The 20233-nt window shown below is 43.5% G+C and carries 11 protein-coding genes; 5 read left to right on the forward strand and 6 right to left on the reverse strand.

All coding sequences use genetic code 11. The features are described from left to right. Positions 1 to 2: 2 nt before the first annotated feature. Positions 3 to 746 carry an amino acid ABC transporter ATP-binding protein gene (locus MHI60_RS05335; RefSeq protein ID WP_041089051.1) on the forward strand — a complete coding sequence of 248 codons (744 nt, stop codon included), beginning with the start codon at positions 3 to 5 and terminating at the stop codon, positions 744 to 746. 40 nt (positions 747 to 786) lie between these two features. On the opposite strand, the gene MHI60_RS05340 is transcribed toward MHI60_RS05335, so the two are convergent. The 3 genes from MHI60_RS05340 to MHI60_RS05350 all read right to left on the reverse strand — a co-directional run bounded on the left by MHI60_RS05340 (position 787) and on the right by MHI60_RS05350 (position 6224). After that, on the reverse strand, positions 787 to 1071 hold the full coding sequence (locus MHI60_RS05340) for an AbrB/MazE/SpoVT family DNA-binding domain-containing protein (protein WP_111289658.1): 285 nt from the start codon (positions 1069 to 1071) through the stop codon (positions 787 to 789). 104 nt (positions 1072 to 1175) lie between these two features. Beyond that, positions 1176 to 1736, reverse strand: coding sequence for a class D sortase (locus tag MHI60_RS05345; protein ID WP_025093656.1), 561 nt, complete (start codon positions 1734 to 1736; stop codon positions 1176 to 1178). Positions 1737 to 1742: 6 nt separating this feature from the next. Beyond that, positions 1743 to 6224 carry an isopeptide-forming domain-containing fimbrial protein gene (locus MHI60_RS05350; protein ID WP_342502674.1) on the reverse strand — a complete coding sequence of 1494 codons (4482 nt, stop codon included), beginning with the start codon at positions 6222 to 6224 and terminating at the stop codon, positions 1743 to 1745. 544 nt (positions 6225 to 6768) lie between these two features. Between MHI60_RS05350 and MHI60_RS05355 the strand changes: the two genes are divergently transcribed. The 3 genes from MHI60_RS05355 to MHI60_RS05365 all read left to right on the forward strand — a co-directional run bounded on the left by MHI60_RS05355 (position 6769) and on the right by MHI60_RS05365 (position 8874). Next, positions 6769 to 7413 (forward strand): YitT family protein, encoded by a 645-nt coding sequence (locus MHI60_RS05355; RefSeq protein ID WP_095407726.1) that lies wholly within the window; start codon positions 6769 to 6771, stop codon positions 7411 to 7413. 84 nt (positions 7414 to 7497) lie between these two features. Continuing rightward, a complete protein-coding gene (locus MHI60_RS05360) occupies positions 7498 to 8088 on the forward strand; it encodes a hypothetical protein (protein WP_144473063.1) in 591 nt (196 codons plus the stop codon). Positions 8089 to 8181: 93 nt separating this feature from the next. Beyond that, complete coding sequence (locus tag MHI60_RS05365) at positions 8182 to 8874, forward strand: 4'-phosphopantetheinyl transferase superfamily protein (protein ID WP_144473065.1); 693 nt, start codon at positions 8182 to 8184, stop codon at positions 8872 to 8874. On the opposite strand, the gene MHI60_RS05370 is transcribed toward MHI60_RS05365, so the two are convergent. Then, a complete protein-coding gene (locus tag MHI60_RS05370) occupies positions 8871 to 10208 on the reverse strand; it encodes a PLP-dependent aminotransferase family protein (protein ID WP_144473067.1) in 1338 nt (445 codons plus the stop codon). The genes MHI60_RS05365 and MHI60_RS05370 overlap by 4 nt on opposite strands. Before the next feature lie 130 nt (positions 10209 to 10338). Between MHI60_RS05370 and MHI60_RS05375 the strand changes: the two genes are divergently transcribed. Then, positions 10339 to 11253 (forward strand): DMT family transporter, encoded by a 915-nt coding sequence (locus MHI60_RS05375; RefSeq protein ID WP_095407721.1) that lies wholly within the window; start codon positions 10339 to 10341, stop codon positions 11251 to 11253. A 36-nt stretch (positions 11254 to 11289) separates the two neighbouring features. Here the strand turns inward: MHI60_RS05375 and MHI60_RS05380 are convergent, their stop codons facing one another. Then, a complete protein-coding gene (locus MHI60_RS05380; protein ID WP_144473071.1) occupies positions 11290 to 12030 on the reverse strand; it encodes an alpha/beta fold hydrolase in 741 nt (246 codons plus the stop codon). Positions 12031 to 12036: 6 nt separating this feature from the next. After that, the gene (locus MHI60_RS05385; protein ID WP_144486101.1) at positions 12037 to 20232 is read right to left on the reverse strand and encodes a non-ribosomal peptide synthetase; all 8196 of its coding nucleotides are present in this window, start codon (positions 20230 to 20232) and stop codon (positions 12037 to 12039) included. Position 20233: the final 1 nt, after the last annotated feature.

Here is a 20233-nt window from a genome sequence, read left to right on the forward strand (position 1 = left end):
ACATGCTAACAGTCAAAGGCTTAAAGAAATCCTTTGGGGAAAATGAGATTTTAAAGTCGATTGATTTTTCGATCAACAAAGGGCAGGTTGTGGCGATTCTTGGTCCATCTGGCTCAGGGAAAACAACGATGCTTCGCTGTTTAAATGCACTTGAAATACCAAATGGCGGCTCCTTTACCTTCGATGATTTCTCGATTGATTTTTCGAAAAAAAATAAATCAGCTGATCTGCTGAAGCTTCGCCGGAAATCAGGAATGGTGTTTCAGGATTATCACCTGTTTCCTCACCGCACAGTGCTTGAAAATGTGATGGAAGGCCCTGTTCAGGTGCAGCGCCGTCCAAAGGAAATGGTTCGAAAAGAAGCCATTCAGCTCTTGCAAAAGGTCGGTCTTGAAGATAAAAAAGACCTGTATCCATTCCAGCTGTCAGGCGGTCAAAAGCAGCGTGTTGGGATTGCCCGTGCACTTGCCATTCAGCCAGAGCTTATGCTTTTTGATGAACCTACCTCTGCGCTTGACCCTGAGCTTGTCGGGGAAGTCTTAAAGGTCATGAAGGATCTAGCGAAGGAAGGCTGGACCATGGCAGTTGTCACACATGAAATCAAGTTTGCTCAGGAAGTAGCAGACGAAGTGATTTTTATTGATGGCGGCGTCATCGTCGAACAAGGTCCTCCAGAAGAAATCTTCAAACGACCAAAGGAAGAACGAACAAAACAATTCTTAAACCGGATTTTGAATCCAGTATGATGAAAAAAGGCTGTTCTCACGTGGTGAGGACAGCCTTTTTTTATATCTCTTTTTGAAGGCGAAGTGCCAGTAAGTCTTGAAGGAGCAGTCTCGCTCCCTCTGGACTGATAACCACTCCACCCGATAGCACTTTGTTGGAGTTTGTCACTTCCCCTGTGACGATACAGGGTTTGTCCTGCCAATATGGCTTTATGACAATTTGGTCTTCTTCTCGATAAATTTCCATAAAATCGCGCGGATGAATTTTCAACCGTTTTCTTATATCTGTCGGCAGAACAATTCTTCCGACGTTATCTATATATCTTACATAGCCTTGATTTAACAAATTGACCCCCTCCTGCATCTCTAGATATAAGCAATTCCCTCTTTATCAAGGAATAAAGCGCTTCAATCGGTTATGGAAAGGATAAGTTGCAGGCTGATCCAGTGCTAAACACGCTTCCCATATATGATATACCTATTTGGTGCAGGACCAATGAAAGAAAAAGGATAACATGTGGTGAGAACAAGTTCTTCCTTTTCCTGTTGAAGTGTAATAATACTTTGATCATCTTTTTTCACAATCTTTGTTTTCTCAATTTCATAGGTAAATTGACCGTATGAAAGCTCAATGACGAGTTGATCCCCTTTCACCAGTTCTCCTGTTCGTCTAAACACAGTATCACGATGCCCAGATAAAACGATTTGTCCTTGTTCATTAGGTAAATAGCTCTCGTGGTAATGACCAACACCCTTTGCCAAATCCTCCGCATCCGTTCCTTCTACAATTGGTAACTCAGCATTTAACTTTGGAATGTGCAAGAGCCCAATGATTTCACCAGCCTTTGGCACAAAAGGGGAATCCGTCGCCCCCTTTTGCTGGATGGCTGCTTGCGCAGACTGGAAAGATTGATCTACTTGCCTTTGCCCATCAACGATCGTCATATATCCTATCATCACAAGACAAATACCTGCTGTGATCAGTGTCGCCGAGATGATTTTTTGAACCATGGACGATTACCCGTTTCTTTTTCTTCTTTTCCATACAATAAGGGCCGCACCTATTAATACGAGTGCAAATCCGACTAGTAAAATGTTGTACATCGCTGTTGCAGTGTTCGGAAGATGATGACCAGGTGTATCTGGTTCTGAATGAGAAGGCTGTTCGGGATTCCCTGGCACCTCTGGCACATGCGGCGGTTCTACCGTTGTTGAGTTTTCAGGTTTGTCTGGTTCATCCACATTCTCACCCTTCACAACTGCGATATTTTGAATGGTTTTACCTTCAGATCCTTTAGCAACTTTCGCTTCAAACGTCACTGTATGCCAGTCCGTATCTTTGATATCACCAAACTGACCGGTTACTGTGCCTTTTGTGTAGTCTCCGTTGTCGTCATCTTTTGCATCTGTGACAGCTTGATCATCTACTTTTAATGATCCTTCGACATATTCAAGACCTTCTGGCAGTTGATCGACAATGACTAGATCTTTGACGATGCTGTCTTCTACACTATTTTTTGTTTTGATAGTGTAAAGAAGGGTGTCGCCTACTTGGACTTGTTTTTCATTTGTATTGCCCTCTGCTTTTTGAGCAATCTCAGATGTTTTTTCTGATTCAAGTTTTGGATCTCTTGGATCAATGTTTGTTTCGGTTGTCGGCTCATCTGGCGGTGTGTTTTCGCCTGTTACTTTCGCTGTGTTTTGAATACTTTTATCCGCTTGACCTTTAGCGATCTTCGCTTCAAAAGTAATCGTATGCCAGTCCGTATCTTTGATATCGCCAAATTGACCGGTTACTGTGCCTTTTGTGTAGTCTCCGTTGTCGTCATCTTTTGCATCTGTGACAGCTTGATCATCTACTTTTAGTGAACCTTCGACGTATTCAAGACCTTCTGGCAGTTGATCCGTGATGACTAAATTTTTGACGATGCTGTCTTCTACACTATTTTTTGTTTTGATAGTGTAAAGAAGGGTGTCGCCTACTTGGACTTGTTTTTCATTTGTATTGCCCTCTGCTTTTTGAGCAATCTCAGATGTTTTTTCTGATTCAAGTTTTGGATCTCTTGGATCAATGTTTGTTTCGGTTGTCGGCTCATCTGGCGGTGTGTTTTCGCCTGTTACTTTCGCTGTGTTTTGAATACTTTTATCCGCTTGACCTTTAGCGATCTTCGCTTCAAAAGTAATCGTATGCCAGTCCGTATCTTTGATATCGCCAAATTGACCGGTTACTGTGCCTTTTGTGTAGTCTCCGTTGTCGTCATCTTTTGCATCTGTGACAGCTTGATCATCTACTTTTAGTGAACCTTCGACGTATTCAAGACCTTCTGGCAGTTGATCCGTGATGACTAAATTTTTGACGATGCTGTCTTCTACACTATTTTTTGTTTTGATGGTGTAAAGAAGGGTGTCGCCTACTTGGACTTGTTTTTCATTTGTATTGCCCTCTGCTTTTTGAGCAATCTCAGATGTTTTTTCTGATTCAAGTTTTGGATCTCTTGGATCAATGTTTGTTTCGGTTGTCGGCTCATCTGGCGGTGTGTTTTCGCCTGTTACTTTCGCTGTGTTTTGAATACTTTTATCCGCTTGACCTTTAGCGATCTTCGCTTCAAAAGTAATCGTATGCCAGTCCGTATCTTTGATATCGCCAAATTGACCGGTTACTGTGCCTTTTGTGTAGTCTCCGTTGTCGTCATCTTTTGCATCTGTGACAGCTTGATCATCTACTTTTAATGATCCTTCGACGTATTCAAGACCTTCTGGCAGTTGATCCGTGATGACTAAATTTTTGACGATGCTGTCTTCTACACTATTTTTTGTTTTAATCGTGTAGAGAAGGGTATCGCCTACCTGTGGTGTCTTTTTATCTGTGTTACCTTCTGCTTTTTTCTGTAAGACCGCTGATTTTTCTGATTCAAGCTTTGGATCACGCGGATAAATTTCTATTTCTGTTGTTGGCTCATCTGGCGGTGTGTTTTCGCCTGTTACTTCAGCTGTATTTTGAATGTCTTGACCAGCCTGTCCCTTTTCAACTGTCACTTCAAACGTCACAGTGTGCCAGTCCGTGTCCTTCACATCGCCAAAATAACCCGTGACCTTTCCATCTGTGTAGTCACCGTTATCGTCATCTTTCACATCTGTGACGGATTCTCCATCAATCTCAAGAGAACCAGCGACATACTCCAGCCCTTTTGGTAATTGATCTGAGATCACTAGATTTTCAACAAGACTGTCTTCTATCGTGTTCTTTGTTTTAATCGTATAAAGAAGGGTGTCCCCTACTTCTGGGTGCTTCTCATCTGTGTTACCTTCTGCTTTTTTCTGTAAGACCGCTGATTTTTCTGATTCAAGCTTTGGATCACGCGGATAAATTTCTATTTCTGTTGTTGGTTTGTCTGGCGGCGTGTTTTCGCCTGTGACACTCGCTGTATTTTGAATGTCTTTACCAGACTGTCCTTTTTCAATCGTGACCTCAAACGTCACGGTATGCCAATCGATATCCTTAATGTCACCGAATTGTCCTGAAATGGTTCTGTTTGTGACATCACCATTGTCTTGATCTTGCTCATCTGTCACCGCTTGTCCATCTACCTTAAGTGAATTCGGCACATATGCTAATCCTTCTGGCAGTTCATCCGAAATCACTAAGTTTTCAACGAGACTGTCTTCTATCGTATTTTTTGTTTTAATTGTATAAAGAAGGGTGTCACCGACCTCTGGATGCTTCTCATCTGTATTACCATCTGCTTTTTTCTGCAAGACGGCTGATTTTTCAGAAGTCAGCTTCGGGTCACGAGGATAGATTTCTATATTCGTTGTCGGCTTGTCTGGCGGTGTGTTGCCGGTTGTGACATTGGCTGTATTTTGAATGTCTTTGCCTGCCTGACCTTTTTCAACTATGACTTCAAACGTCAAGGTATGCCATTTCACATCTTTCACTTCACCGAACGTTCCAGTGACAGTTCCATCTGTCATATCACCGTTGTCGTCATCTTTTACATCTGTGACTGGATTTCCATCTACTTGAAGTGAATTTGGTACATAAGATAATCCTTGAGGTAACTTGTCAGAAATCACAAGATCTTCAATCACGCTATCTTCAATAGCGTTACGGGCTTGAATGGTATACAGTAATGTGTCGCCTACTTCTGGATGTTTCTCATCTGTATTACCTTCTGCTTTTTTCTGTAAGACCGCTGATTTTTCTGATTCAAGCTTTGGATCACGCGGATAAATTTCTATTTCTGTTGTTGGTTTGTCTGGTGGTATATTATCCCCTTCGACATTCGCTGTATTTTGAATATCCTTGCCAGCTTGACCTTTTGCTACTTTCGCTTCAAATGTCACGGTGTGCCAATCAGTGTCTTTCACATCACCTATTTGACCTGTAACAGTGCCGTTTGTATAATCACCTTTGTCTTGATCTTTGGCATCAGTTACGCTTGTACCGTCTACCTTAAGAGATCCAGAAACATACGTTAAACCACTCGGAAGATTATCTGATATGGTCAGATTCTTAAGAACGCCGTATTGCACCGTATTTTTTGCTCTAATTGTATAAAGCAAAGTGTCGCCTACTTCTGGATTCTTTTCATCTGTGTTGCCTTCTGCTTTTTTCTGTAAAGCAACCGATTTTTCTGATTCAAGGTTAGGAGGATATGGATCGAATTCAGGCTTCACCCTTGAAGCTAAGTCGTAAGATAATGAATCACCTGCAGTGCCCATATATGTTGTACTTAATGTTTTCGCATCAAGTGTAAAAAGAGTAGAATGACCAATAGAGTCATCTTTTCCTGATTGTAATAGCATTTGTCCATTTGGCAAAAAGCTAATTCCTCGTACTCCTCCCTCAATAGGTTTACCATCTGCATTTGTGATTGGAATCACTCGAATGACTTCAGCTGTTTCAGGATTCATTTGCGCAATGGACCCACTGGTATTAGATGCGAACCAAAGATAGCCATCCTTATCGACGACAAGGTCTCCGCCAATGTCTCCGCTAATGCCAGGGCCAACGTCATAACCGACAATTTTCTTGGCCGTTTTTTGACCAGTTGCTAAGTCGTACGTTGCAAGGTAGGGTTCTCCACCAACCACATACGAATGAATATATTTACCGTTATAAACAACGGCATTAGGCGCTCTTCCGCCTAAAACACCTACACGCTCTGCTTGTCCAGTGGTCGCATTTATTTTATAAAGAACTGGCTCTCCACTTGCTGTCGTAGTTGCATACACAGTGTTTTCTTGATCATTCACAGCAACACCGTTCACTACAGTCGAATTAATTCCCTTCACCTGTACACTAGCCTTTACGTTTGTTGGATTTTGCCCATCAAGCTGATAAAGAACTAGCTTCCCATTTCCAATCATGTAGGAATCTGCGTTATTGACAACCACCGTCCCAGCGGCTTTCGTAACAGGTGGTGAGACGGTTAATAAATTTCCAGCAATCAGCACCAATATAAGAAATAATTGACTCGTTCTTTTAAATATGTTCATTTTTTGACATCCCCTTTTACTTGCTTTAAATCATAATGGTATGTACCAGTTCACCTCCCACACTTTGGTAAAGAATATCAATAAAATTTCAAAAGCCTCAACAGGACTAAATAACTATTTTCGACAAAAATAGACATTTCGAACTACATATCTCCAAATGAGTGATTTACTTATGTTCTTCCAATAAAATAACCTTTTTTCATCTCATATTTCCTCATCTATCTATCTTCTCAAACAGGTCTTATGATGTGTATTACATACAATCCTTTCTATTAAAAGATAAATAATCTTTAATTGGATAATGATGATTTTTTGTCAGCACATATTGGTTTTTTTTCTTTTTCTCTCAAAAAAAGGGAATGATTGGATCGCTTTGTCAAAAAAAACAATCCAAAAGTCTTGCTGCTTGTTTTGATGTTTTGACCTTTACGATTCGAAAAAATTCTTTTCTTAAGTAAGCGATTACAATTGAGCAAAGCCATTTAAAGGGGTGTGAGAGTATGTTACGATGGAAATCGAGTGTTTAAGAAAGAAGGGAATGCTTTTGAAGCGGGAACATCTTTTACGTTGGTTTTTTTATTTTGTTGGATTGATCGTACTAGCTTTTGGACTATCGCTGACAGTGAAAGGGAAGATCCTTGGGATTGGTCCTTGGGACGCTTTCCACTACGGGCTGTTTCAGCATTTTGGACTCACAATTGGACAATGGTCCATTATTATTGGTGCACTCATTGTGACACTGACTTCTGTTTTTACGAAATCATTTCCAAAGATCGGCGCTTTACTGAATATGGTGCTGATTGGCGTGTTTATTGATTTCTTTAATGTGATATTACCTGCGCCACATGGGTATTTACCGGCTTTATATGTGTTTATTACCGGCGTTGTTGTCTCTGGATATGGCGTTGGCATTTATGTTTCAGCCAATCTTGGCGCTGGGCCAAGGGATTCATTAATGCTGCTCATCTCAGCAAAAACAGGGCTGAACGTTCAGTGGGTTCGAAATGGCATTGAGTTAACAGTGCTTTTGTTTGCATGGATGCTCGGTGGACCGATCGGCATTGGAACGATTTTGACTGCTATCTTCACAGGTCTTGTCCTGCGTTTTTCCTTGCCGCAATCGACACGGCTCCTGCAGCTGCTCATTACAAAAACAGCAGAGAAACCTGTTCAAACCCTTACAAGATGAAAGTAAGCCATTCTTATCATAGAATGGCTTTTCTTGTGTTAAAATTAATAAACAGAATATTCACACACAGGAGTTAGAGACCTCATGCAGCTTTTCCACTATCATTACTGGACACCATTTGTTGAAGAGACAGAACAAACGTATCGTTCGCTGGGCTTTGAGGTAAAAGGACGTTTCACAAAGGATGGTTCCTTTCATCCCCCGTTCACATGGGATGATTTTAGAGATAAGCAGCCGACCTTTCGAATCATCGAAATGAGAAAAGGTCAGATTAATATCACATTCGGATATAGTAAAAAAGTCTTGTTTGATCACATCGGCTTTCTTGTCTCAGACGAAGAATATGATCAACTGCTTGCACAAGCTAAAGAACTAAACTGGCCAATCCAAGCTGGGGAACGGAGAACGTTTCTTTCGACACCTCTTCGTTTAAGGCTTGAATTACAGCGCCGTACAGATGTCATTGAAAAGGGAAACGATGCGCTGCATGCTCTGACAATTGCTGTTCCTGATTTGTCACAGACACCTAAAGTTGATCAGCTGCTATCACCTTTGCATCAGCCCATTCACTGGCAAAAAGGAGAACGGCTTTCCCTGCTTAACGTGGTCATAACAGATGATGATGGAGTTGATACAACTGATCCGAATGGTGTTCACATCGTGAAACAGACGTAAAGCAGCGAGGCTCGCTTCCTTTTTTACGTTAATGGACTCTTTTGCACGGCACTCTCCAATGGTACAATCAATGTAAAAAATTAGAGGTTCGTTATGAAGATATTTGCTATCCAATTACAACACTTAGATGAAATCAATGCACGACAACAAATAGAGCGTCTGAAACCCTTTGTGTCATCTGAAAAGCGTGCTGCCGCTGAACGCTTTCGTTTTTTGATCGATGCAAGAAGAACCTTATTAGGTGAAGTGCTGGTTCGTCAAACGATCCATGATATGTACGAGCTGCCTATGGATCAGATCGTTTTTGAAACTGAGGGCAATGGCAAGCCTGTTGTCCGGCATCTTCCTTCTTTTCATTTTAATCTTTCTCATTCTGGCAATTGGGTCATTTGTGCAGTAGATGATGCACCTGTTGGGATTGATATTGAGGAAATCAAACCAATTGATTTGGCGATTGCCAAACGATTTTTTTCAGCGGATGAGTATCAGGATTTACTCTCACAGCCGGCAGAACGGCAGGAAGCCTATTTCTTTCATCTATGGTCAATGAAGGAGGCCTTTATCAAGCTGACTGGAAAAGGATTATCCTATGGGCTGTCGTCCTTTACTGCCCGTCTGTCAGAGGATGGACAGGCTGCGTTGACATTACCTGATCATGAAGCGCCTTGCTTTGTTCAAACATATTCACTTGACCCTGCCTACCAAATGGCGGTATGCACACGAAAGTCTGCTGCGGCTGAAAGCGTTGAGAGACTTACTTGCAGTGATATACTGTCCCGCCTTTAATAACGCGTGCTTTGCTGAAATACCGTCTTTAATAGATCGACTCCGCGTGTGATCTGCTCTTCTTTCACCTGCCAGATGTTCAGCTGAAGAATGGGTTCCTTTTGATAGGCCGACAGGTAATAACGGTCAATTGGCTGAATGGAAACAGATGCCTTTTTCAGCTGCTGAATGAGCTGGTTCATGGGAATCGACCGGTCGACACGTACATGTGTATGGGTAGCCGGCTCCTGTTCTCCCAGTTGATAAGCGCTCTGATCATTTTTTAAACTTGCTACGAGCTGCTTGGAGCGGTTTCGATAGGTCTCCCGCATCCTGTCTCTATGCCGCTCAAACATCCCGCTTTTTAAATATATTTCTAAGGCTGCCTGGGACAGCATCGAGCTGTCGATATCAATCAGTCGTTTGTGTTCGCTAAAAGGTCTAATCAGTTCTTCAGGTAAGACGACCGCTCCTGTTCGAAGCCCCGGAAAAATGATTTTCGAAAAGCTTTTCAAATAAATGACCTTTCCTGCCTGATCATATGAATAGATCGGGTCTCTTTTTGTGTCGAATTCTAAATCTGCTATATAATCATCCTCAACAATGTAGACATCATATTTCTCGGCAAGAAATGCAATCGCTCTTTTTTCTCGTTTTGATAAACTCGTTCCAAGCGGGTTTTGAAATCTTGGCATCGTATAGAAAAAACGAATCTCCTCTTCTCGAAAGATGCGCTCTAATTCGATAAGATCAATCCCTTTTTCCGTCCGCTGAATTCCGCGCACAGGTAATTGATTCTTCTCTAAATATTGGAGATATAAGTGATAACCCGGCTGTTCGACTAGTATGGTTTGTTTTCCATTTGGAAAAGGGATGGTGCTTAAAATGGATAAAGCGAGCTGAATACCAGAGGTCATGACGATCTGTTCTGGGTGAGCAAACACTTGATAATCCATTAATCGCTTTGAGATGACTGGCAGCAGTGATGGTAAACCGTTGGCTGTGCCGTAAATAAATAAGTCATTTTGATACAAATCGATCGCTTGGTTGATGCAGTGCTGGAAATCGACATATGAAAACACAACGGGATCAGGTGCAGATGAAGCAAAATCAATCCATGTGCCGTCCTGCTTGCCTGCTGGCTGCTTCGTTTTCACAACATAATAGCCGCTTCTTTCTACAGAATACAGCAAGTGTTCACGCTCCAATGTATCAAGCGCCTTGATGACAGTGCTTTTACTCACTGCATATTGAGCCGCTAAGTGGCGAATGGATGGAATTTTCATCCCAGCACTGTACTCACCAGAATCCATTTTTTCTTTTAAGCTCAAGACAAGCTGATCATATTTTCTCACACCTTTTCCTCCTTGTACCGGTACAGATATCATGTTCTCTTATTGTACACGTTAGATGATCCGATTACGATAGAAGAACAGAACCGGTCAATTCATTTGAAGCATGCATGCTCATGTAAGGAGTCACGTTATGAATATGTCAAAACAAAAAGCGTATGCTGCCGCGATCGCATACGCCTCTATCATTGGCTTTTCCTTTTTGTTTGTCAAAATAGCATTAGAATCAGCAAACCCAATAGATTTATTGGCACACCGCTTTACCATTTCTTTTGCAGCCGCTCTATTGCTGTATCCGTTTCTACGAAAAAAGTATCGTATATCCATTCAATGGCGTGATCTTATTTATATCGTACCGTTTTCCTTGCTTTATCCTGTTTTGTTCTTTGCCTTTCAAGTGTGGGGATTGATGTATACATCTTCTTCAGAGGCTGGCATCATTCAAGCGACGATTCCCATTCTGACGATGCTGCTGGCAGCCTGGTTTTTAAAGGAACGTGCGACATGGATACAAGTACTGTTTACCTTTCTTTCTGTGTGCGGGGTGATGCTTCTCTTTGTCATGAAGGGAATTGATGTCAAGCATTCTCACTTCATCGGCTATGTGCTGATTTTACTTTCAGCCTTGTCATCCAGTGCATATAGTGTGTTTGCCAGAGTGATTACAAAACGCTTCCATGTGATCGAACTCACCTTTGTGATGACCTTCTTTGGCTTTGTCTTTTTCAATGCCGCCGCGCTTATCCGGCATTCGATCAATGGCACATTGCCGGAGTTTTTCAGTCCATTTACAGAAGCATCCTTTGTATGGTCGATGCTCTTTTTAGGCATTCTTTCATCGCTTCTCACGGCGTATTTATCAAACTATGCACTCTCTCAGCTTGAAGCGGCAAAGGTCAGCATCTTTAACAATTTATCCGCATTTATCACGGTCGCCGCCGGGGTTCTCATTTTACACGAAACGATTGATTGGTATCATCTCATCGGAGGGGTGCTGGTCATTGGCGGAGTAATTGGCGGGAATGTCGTGAAGAAACAGCATTCATAAGAAAAAGCGGCCTCTTTATAGAGAGCCGCTTTCTTTTTAATGTCTAATCAATTGCTGCTTGGCTGCAAGCTCAATGACATGCCTCATCTGCTCTGCAAATGGCTCAAGGTGTGTGTTGATGTACATGTGGCCTCCATCGAAATTGGTGCGTTCGATGGTTTTAACCCATTTTAGCCAGCCGCTTGCATCCTGTATGCATTTCTCATCTTGCTTTCCATTGAATAAATAAACAGGTGTATCGATGATCGATTGATCTGTGTGCTGAAAAGTTTCCAGTGCCCGGTAGTCTGCACGCAATGACGGTGTAAAGTAATCCATCATTGGTTTGTTCTCTAATAATTCCTTTGGAATCCCGCCCATTTCGGCAATATGCTGTACAAATGCTTCATTGGATAAATGGGTCAGCATCTGCCGTTTAGTTTGCGGAGGCTGAATGGCTGAGATCACCACTGCTGCGGGATAAATTCCTTCCTTTTCTAGCAGCTGGGTTAGTCTGTATACCACAAGTCCTCCCATTGAATGTCCGAACAGAATAAATGGGCGGTTCAATTTGTTCGTGAGTCCTTCTTTATACAGCTCTGCCAGCCGGTCAATGCTTGATTCAAGCGGCATGAGATTGGTGCCGTGCCCTGGGGGCTCTGCTGCTGTGACTTCGGCCACGTCTTTTAGCTGTTCAAAGAGCGGACGGTATGAGGCGGAATATCCGCCGGCAAAAGGAAAACAAATAAGCTGAATGAGATCTGATTTTTTTTCAAAGGTTTTCAATAACTGATTCATACGTCTTTACCCCTTTATAATCGTTTGAAGAATCCGTGCCAGTTCATCTGCCTGCGGTCTTTTCATCATGGTGACATGGTCGCCTTTGATGTGGTAATACGAGCACGACTCTTTCGTATAAGCCTCCCAGTCTGCGAACTTCTTCTGGAAATCGCTTGCGTGATCACTGCTTTGGACAATATAAAATGGCACAGGGAATGGTTCTTTTTCTAATTCAATGGCTTGTGACATGATCGTATTATGCGTTTGCATTTGCAAATATTTATCTAAATATTGATCATTCATGAATTGATGAACAACTTCATCCTTTTCTGCCTCTTTGAGTATTTTCTGCTTCACTTCTTGGAAGCTCAATCCTTGTAAAGCTTCTGGCTGAATGCCGACCAGATTCCCCATTCCAAGGACAAGTGCGAGCATTTTTACTTCTTCTTCGTTCATATCGGCATGAAGTGCCTGATCTGCCTCATCTCTTAGCACTGGGACCGTATCTAAAATGATGAGTCCTTTCGGTGCTTTTCCTGCATGGCAGAGCCGCTGATTCATTCCGTAGGCAAGATGCCCGCCCATTGAATGCCCTGCGAGATAGTCAATGCCCGGACGGTAGAACGTTTCAATGGCTTCAATAAAAAGGGTCACAAGCTCCGTATAATGGAGGAATTGCGGCTCTTCATCCTCATATAGGCCAGGAGACTGCAAGGCGTACACAGCGCCTTGATGTGTCATAAGCTTAGCAACATCGATATAGCCCATCACCGTTCCACCAGCTGGCGGTGCAAAGAATATTCTCGGTTCGGCTGGGTCGCCTTTTTTCAGCTCAATCACATAGTCCTTCGGAGACCTTTCGATGTTCTCAGCGGCTTCTGGCACTGATTCTAAATGTGCGGCTAACTGGGCAGGCGCCGGGTGCATGAAAATCCATTTTGGATCAACACGAACACCTTTTTCTTTTAATTTGGCGACAGCCTGAATACTCATGATGGAATCGCCGCCCAGATCAAAGAAGGAGTCATGCATACCTACTTGTTTCACACCAAGTACTTCCTTGAAAGCTGCGACAATCCGCTCCTCCGTTTCAGTGACCGGTTTATCGTCATTATCAGAAAGGGAGATTGTTTCTGTTGGCTCTGGCAGTGCTTTTTGATCAACCTTTCCGTTCGTTGTCACCGGCATTTCATCCAGTACGACAAAGTAACTTGGAATCATATAGCCTGGCAGGCTTTCCTGTAAAAAGGCTTTCCAGCCCGGAACAGGATTTTCTCCGTTTGTCACAAGGTAGGCCGCCAGCCGTTTTGAGCTGCCATACGTTTTGGCGATGACTGTACATTCTTTGACTTGTGGATGCTTGAGCAGGGCTGTCTCAATTTCTCCGCATTCAATTCGGTAGCCTCTAATTTTCACCAAATGATCTTTTCGGCCAAGATATTCAATAGTGCCATCTGACCGCCATGTACCAAGGTCGCCTGAACGATACAGTTTGTCTCCCTTTAGTTCATGGAAAGGATTATCAATAAACCGCTCCTTTGTCTGCTCTGGATCATGAAGGTAGCCTTTCGCAAGGCCAGTTCCGCCGATATAAATTTCTCCTTTGACGCCTGCTGGTACTGGATTGAGCGCATCGTCCAGTATGACGACAGTTGAATTCGACACTGGCACACCAATTGGAACTGATTTTGCGCCTGCTGGCACGTGTGTGACTTGATGTGTTGTGGCTAATGTCGTGTTTTCTGTTGGACCGTAAGCATTGACGAGCACACCTTCCATATGCAGCAATGCCTTTCGTGCATGCTCACTTGACATGGCTTCCCCGCCAACGAGTAATGTGCGGTAGCCTGCCACACTTTTTGGATCATGCTCCACCAATCGATTAAATAAAGCGGTTGGCAGACAGTTGGCTGTGACTTGATGCGTTTTGATGAACTGCGTTAATTCGTCCATATTCAGTGCTGCATATTTTGGGAGCAGAATCAGCTGACCGCCATTCAGCAGCATTCCCCATAATTCAAATGTAAAGGCATCAAAAGCATAGTTTGAGAGCTGAAGCATTTTGTCATCTGGACCGAGCTTTATATAATTTGTTTCTCTAACCAAGCGGACAACTCCTGCATGAGGGAGCATCACGCCTTTTGGTGTACCTGTTGAGCCTGATGTGTAGTTGACATAGGCTATTTGGTCTTCCCCTATGATCGATGCTTCTCTTTGATACACTGCATTTGTTTCTAGTATTGGCTTGTCCATGACAATCTTTGTGCCTGTAAAGTCTACGAGACGATCTGCAAGATGAGACTGGGTGATGATCACATCGCTTTGCGTATCACGAACGATGAGACGGATGCGTGCATCAGGATATTCAGGTGACATCGGAACATACGCAGCACCAGATTTGACGATTCCTAGGACCGACACAATCATGTCAAAGGAGCGATCAAATAGCATCGGTACAAGGGAGCCTGGTCCAATTCCTTTTGACTGCAAGTAAGCAGCAAGCTTTGTCGCCTTCTCATCCAAGGCTTCATACGTCATGTGCTCATCCATATAGGACAAGGCAATACGATGCGGATCACGCTGCACCTGCTCTTCAAACAGTTCTTGAAGCGTACGCTTTGGATATAGCGTATCTGTTTGATTTTTTCCTATAATCATGGCCGCCTGTTCCGCTTTGTCCATTAAGCAATAATCAGCAAATGTACGCTCAGGCTGAGCCGTCATGCCATCTAACAAATGGAGATAATAGTTCATATAACGTTGGATAGTCTCTTGATCAAATAAATCCGTATTGTATTCCACATGAATCGACAGCTGCTCTTCCTGTTCAAATATATGCAGGGTGAGATCAAATTTAGATACTGTATGATGGACCATCACATGTTCACTTGTCAGCCCTTTGAGATTTACATCGAGCGAATCGGTGACATACCCCATGGCCGCCTGAAAAATAGGTGACCGGCTTAAGTCTCGATCTAACGAAAGATCATCGACAAGCTTGTCAAATGGATAATGCTGATGCTCAAAGGCTTTTAACGTCATCTCCTTCACATTTTCCAAGAGATCAGCGAACGTCTCTGCTGTTGAGACGTCCTGTCTCAGCGCAAGTGTATTCACAAACATCCCAACAAGCTGCTCTGATTGCTTGGCATCCCGCCCTGCTATAGGTGATCCAATAATGATATCTGTCTGTCCGGACAGCTTGTGAAGCAAGACGTAGTACGCGGACAGCATCGTCATGAACAGCGTCGTGCCCTGCTGCTTGGACAAAGCCTGCAAGCGGCGGATAAGCGGTTCATCCAGTACGATTTGCTCTGTAGCACCGTTAAATGTTTGAACCGGCGGACGAGGACGGTCAAACGGCAGTTCCAGCACTGGAAGTTCACCTTGTAACGTATTGAGCCAATAGGTTTGATCTTCTTGATGATGCTTTAATTGTTCATTTTCCCAATGTACATAATCCGTCCATTCGATTTCTAAGGCTGGGAGCTGCGGCGTTTCATCTGCAAGCAGTGCGTCATATGCCACTTCTAACTCCTGAATGAGCAGGCTGAGTGACCATGCATCTGAAATGATGTGATGCTGCGCGCAAAGGAGATAATACTCCTCCTTGCCCATATCTACTATCGTCCACTGCGCAAGAGGTCCTCTTTCTAAATCATAGACGCGTTCTGCCTCTTGCTGAATGAGCTGCTTGAGTCTTCTCGCTCTTGTTTTTTCATTAAATAACGAGAAATTTGCCACTGTGACAGATGGCGGAAGGTCTTCACGAATGAGTTGAACCGGCTTGCCGCCAAGTGATTTAAATACTGCCCGAAGTGCTTCATGCCGCTTTGTTAAAAGACCAATCGCTTTTGTTAATGCTTGAATGTGTAATGGTCCTGTCAGCTTCCAAGCACCTAATATATTGTAATGATGGCTCTTTTCTAATGTCGATAAGAACCAAATACGCTTCTGGGCATGTGACAGCTCATAGCTCGTTTGCTTTTCAAGCTTTGGAATTTTGGCTTCCTGAACGGCTGGCGTCCCTTTGATGTCATCAACCATTTGCGCCAGATGTGCCAGATGTTTGCTTTCAAATAATATTTTTAAAGGCGCCTTAATTGAAAATTCATGATTGATCCGAGATATGGTTTGAGTCGCCTTTAGTGAATGTCCGCCAAGGTCGAAGAATTGATCCTCTTTAAACACACGATCTACATCTAAAATGTCCTCCCAAATGGCGGCAAGAAGCTGCTCTGTCTTCGTTTCTGGCAATTGCTTTTCAAGTCTTTGTGCATTTTTGTCATGATTCAGTTTGAGGGCTTCAAGATCAATAGAGCCATCTTGTTTTTTCGGTATTTCCTGTACTTGCTGAATGTCCCATTTGCCTGCTGCGACGCTCGTGATCTCTTCAACATGCACTTCTTTGCCAAGATGAACGGTGTAAAAAAGCTTTTTCTCAAAGACCGGTATTGGAGCTGGCTGAAGATACCCGGCGATGTCTGGATTTGCTCCGTCCAGACCGATAAACAGATGCGCTTCATTCAGCCGGACACCTAGACATAATGAATGGAGACCTTGCTTCTTTCCAATCAATTGAAATCCTTTGCGAACGGTGAGAGCTGCTCCGGTATGCCCCTTAGACAAACCGAGATTATCCCACATACTGAAGTTCAAAGAGATCGCTCGTCTTCCTTCTTGAAAGGTGAGAGCATGCGCGAGTCCATCTAAAAAGCTGTTGGCCGCAGAGTATGCCCCAAATGTTGTGCCGCCAAAAAAGCCATTGACCGATCCAAAAAAGACAAGCGGTACTGTCGGATCATACTTAAAGGCTTCCTGCAGGACCCAAGCTCCATCTGCTTTCCCTGACATTTCTTTTGTGAAATCCTCTTCTGACGTATGAGCTAGTGTATACTTGTCCACCTGCTGAAAATGCTCAGACACATTACCAGCACCGGCTAAATGCAGCACCCCCCGAATTGATTGTCCAAAATGCTTTTCTGCTTTATAAATCGCCTGCTCGATGTCACGTAAATCGGTCACATCCGCTTGGATATAAATGACGTCACCAATATCTTTTAGCTGTGAGAAGGCTTCTTTCTTTTCCAAGCTGTCTTCCAGAGATGTCCGTCCGATCAATACGAGCTTTAAGCCAAATTGGAGCATTTGCTTAGACAGCTCAAATCCAATCCCGCCAAGTCCTCCAGTTAATAAATAAAGACCTTCATATTCTAAAAACCCTTCTGTTTGAGGCGCTTCGAGCATATCGACTTTTTCCAGCTTTGGTACGAATCTGTCTCCATTTCGGTAAGATACCTCCGCTTTTATATGAATCGCAGACAATTCTTCCGCAATATGCTTGGCATCCTGTTCTACATTCTCCGCTTCAATATCAAGATGAGACACCTCTGCTCCTTCCCATTCTTGCGGAATGGTTTTTAGCAGACCTACAAGCGGCGTTTTCTCTACATGAAGATCGTCTTCAGGCTTCACAAATTGACCACCTTTTGTCACAACGACAAGACGGATGAGCTCTTTATTTGCTTGTCTCAATGCTTGATACAAGTACAAAATGGATTGATTGGTGCAGGCATGCAGCTCTTTGAACTGCGCCGGATCAACGATGTCTTCTTTGTCTGACACATTCCACAGATGGAGCATGCGCTCTGTCTTTAGTTCATCTGCTTCAAGTGCTGCAACGAGCCTGACGTAATCCCCCTTGATTCTCGGGTTCATCTGGTACATCCCTTTGGAAAGACGCAAAAATTCATGCCCTTTTCTCACAGAAATATATGGCTGATTCTTTTGTTCAAATTGGGCGTAAAGCGATTGATAAAGTCCTTTTTCATCCTCGAAAACGAGTACATGGTCAGCAAAAGGCTGAGTTGGACCGATATGCTCCTTAGCCCAAATGCGTTTGAAAAACCAATCTGGGAGTGTTTGTTCATTTTCAGAAGCAAGATCCAGTGCCTGTTCAATGTCACGGAAGGCTCCTTCTTTTAGTGCTACGCCTAACTGGGCACGCTGAATTTTCCCACTCTCCGTTTTCGGAAATTGATCTTTTTTCACCGGTATGATGTGATCAGGCTCTATGCCGATTTTTCGAATGATAGCTTCTCTAATCTGTTGAATCATCGTGATTTGTTCCTCTATTGAATCCCTTTGTGAGACAAAAAAGACGGCAAGCGTGTCATTGCTTGATTCGGGATTGTAAATGCCGTACGCAGCGGCAAAGGTGACTTCCACCCCGTCCACCTCTTCTACAACCGCTTCAATTTCGTAATTCAAATAATTAGCGCCGTTGATGACAATGATGTCTTTTTCTCGACCGGTCAGAACGAGACGCCCTTCGTGAATAAAGCCTAAATCCCCCGTGTGAAACCAGCCGTTTTCCGCAAATACTTCTTGATTGGCTTCCTCATTTTGATAGTAGCCCATCATAATTGTTGGACTTTTCACCTGCAAGCGCCCAACCTGATCTTCTGGCAGCACCTCGTGATGCTCATCTACAATTCGAATCCATACAGATGGAATCGGCGTGCCGACTTCTGTAAACGTCATCTTGTTCGGATGATCGTGCGTCACATATTCAATCTCACTTGTTAACGAGGTTTGATCAATCGTCAGCTGTCCATCCTGTTCACCGTTCCGCATGAATTTTTTTGACTGAACAATGGCTGAGGATGTTTCTGACATGCCGTATGCAGGTACCATTGCATGGCGGTTTAATCCGTGCTGTCCCATCATGTGCATGAAGCGCTGTGTGACTTTCGGGACAACCGCTTCGGCTGCATTCATGATATAAGTCAGAGTGGACAGATCCCAGCTCCCCTTACGAATGTCGTCCTCATATTCATTCATCATGGCAAAGGCAAAGTTTGGCGCCCATGTCCTTGTGACACCGTATGTTTCTACCCAATCCAGCCACACCATCGGCCGCTCGATAAATTGATCGATGGAGGGACTAATCTGCTGGCAGCCGAGGTAGACGTCATGTACATGAAACATGACAATTCCACCAACATGATCAAGCGGCATCCAGTTAAGTGACACATCCTCATGTGTAAAGCCGTTTACCTGCTCAAAGGCCACAATTCTAGATAAAATGCTTTGATGATGATGACGGATACACTTTGGTACACCCGTACTTCCTGAAGACAGCAGCTGCAGCACAGGCTCATCCGGCTCCGGCTCATAATGCTGTTCATCTGGTTCATATGCCAGCAATGCTTCAATTGTTAAGATAGGTATGACCTTTGCTTCAAATGTCTCACGCAGCCCAGCAATGTCCTCAACACTTGCTTCATTCGTAATAATGAAAGGTTCATTTTGCAGCTGAAACACGCCCTTCAGCTTATTCACACCTTGATTCATTTCATCATAAACAGGCGGCACAGAGACCGGGGTCGGAATGATTCCTCCGAGAATACAGCCCCAGAACACCGTGATAAAATCTTGATGATCTTTCAATTGAAGTAACACTTGATCGCCGTTTGTCAGTCCTGCTGCCCTTAAACCGGACAGAACCCGTTCAGCGCTTGTTAATAATTCAGGATAGGTTTGGGTCAACGTACGCCCGCCTTCTTTTATATAAGTCACCCCGCGGTCTGGTGACATAAAGGCTGATCGAATCAGCACCTCTGTCAGCGTGACAGGTGTGCCTGGTTTTTTGATCACATCTCCGCCATACACAAGTGCGGGCGGCTTCTCATGGACAGATGATTGTTTTGTTTTGCCCGCTTCACTTTTCGAAATCGGTCCGTTCCCTTGAGTACGCTGTCGATCAGGAAACAGGTCATCTAAGTGATAGGGCGTGCGTTTTTCTGACTGACTTTCAATGAAAGCGGCCGCTGCCTCTACTCCATCTATAGCTTTGGTGCGCTGTTCTATCTTTCTTAATTCCTCTTGATCTATGATTTCAATTGAAAGCAGTGCCTCTGTGTCGACTGCTCCACTTTCTGTCTTTGGCAAAGAAGGTAATAAGACGAGAGCGGCTGGCACTTCATGAGGATGAAGCGGACCTTTCATCAGATCCTCCCTTGTCAGCGAAGAGTCCTTCGCCTGTGCAAATAGCACAAGCGATAGACTGCCTTCTTGATTTTTCTTTGGAATGATTGCACATTCCTTTAGTGGAAAATGAAGCATCATGACTTGCTCTAATGCTTTAAGATCCATCCGTTTTCCGTTGATTCTGACGATATGATTTGCTGCATGTCCTTTTCGTCTACTCACTAACATC

This window comes from Bacillus sp. FSL K6-3200 (genome assembly GCF_038630485.1).
In the GTDB taxonomy this organism is placed as follows: domain Bacteria; phylum Bacillota; class Bacilli; order Bacillales; family Bacillaceae; genus Bacillus; species Bacillus safensis.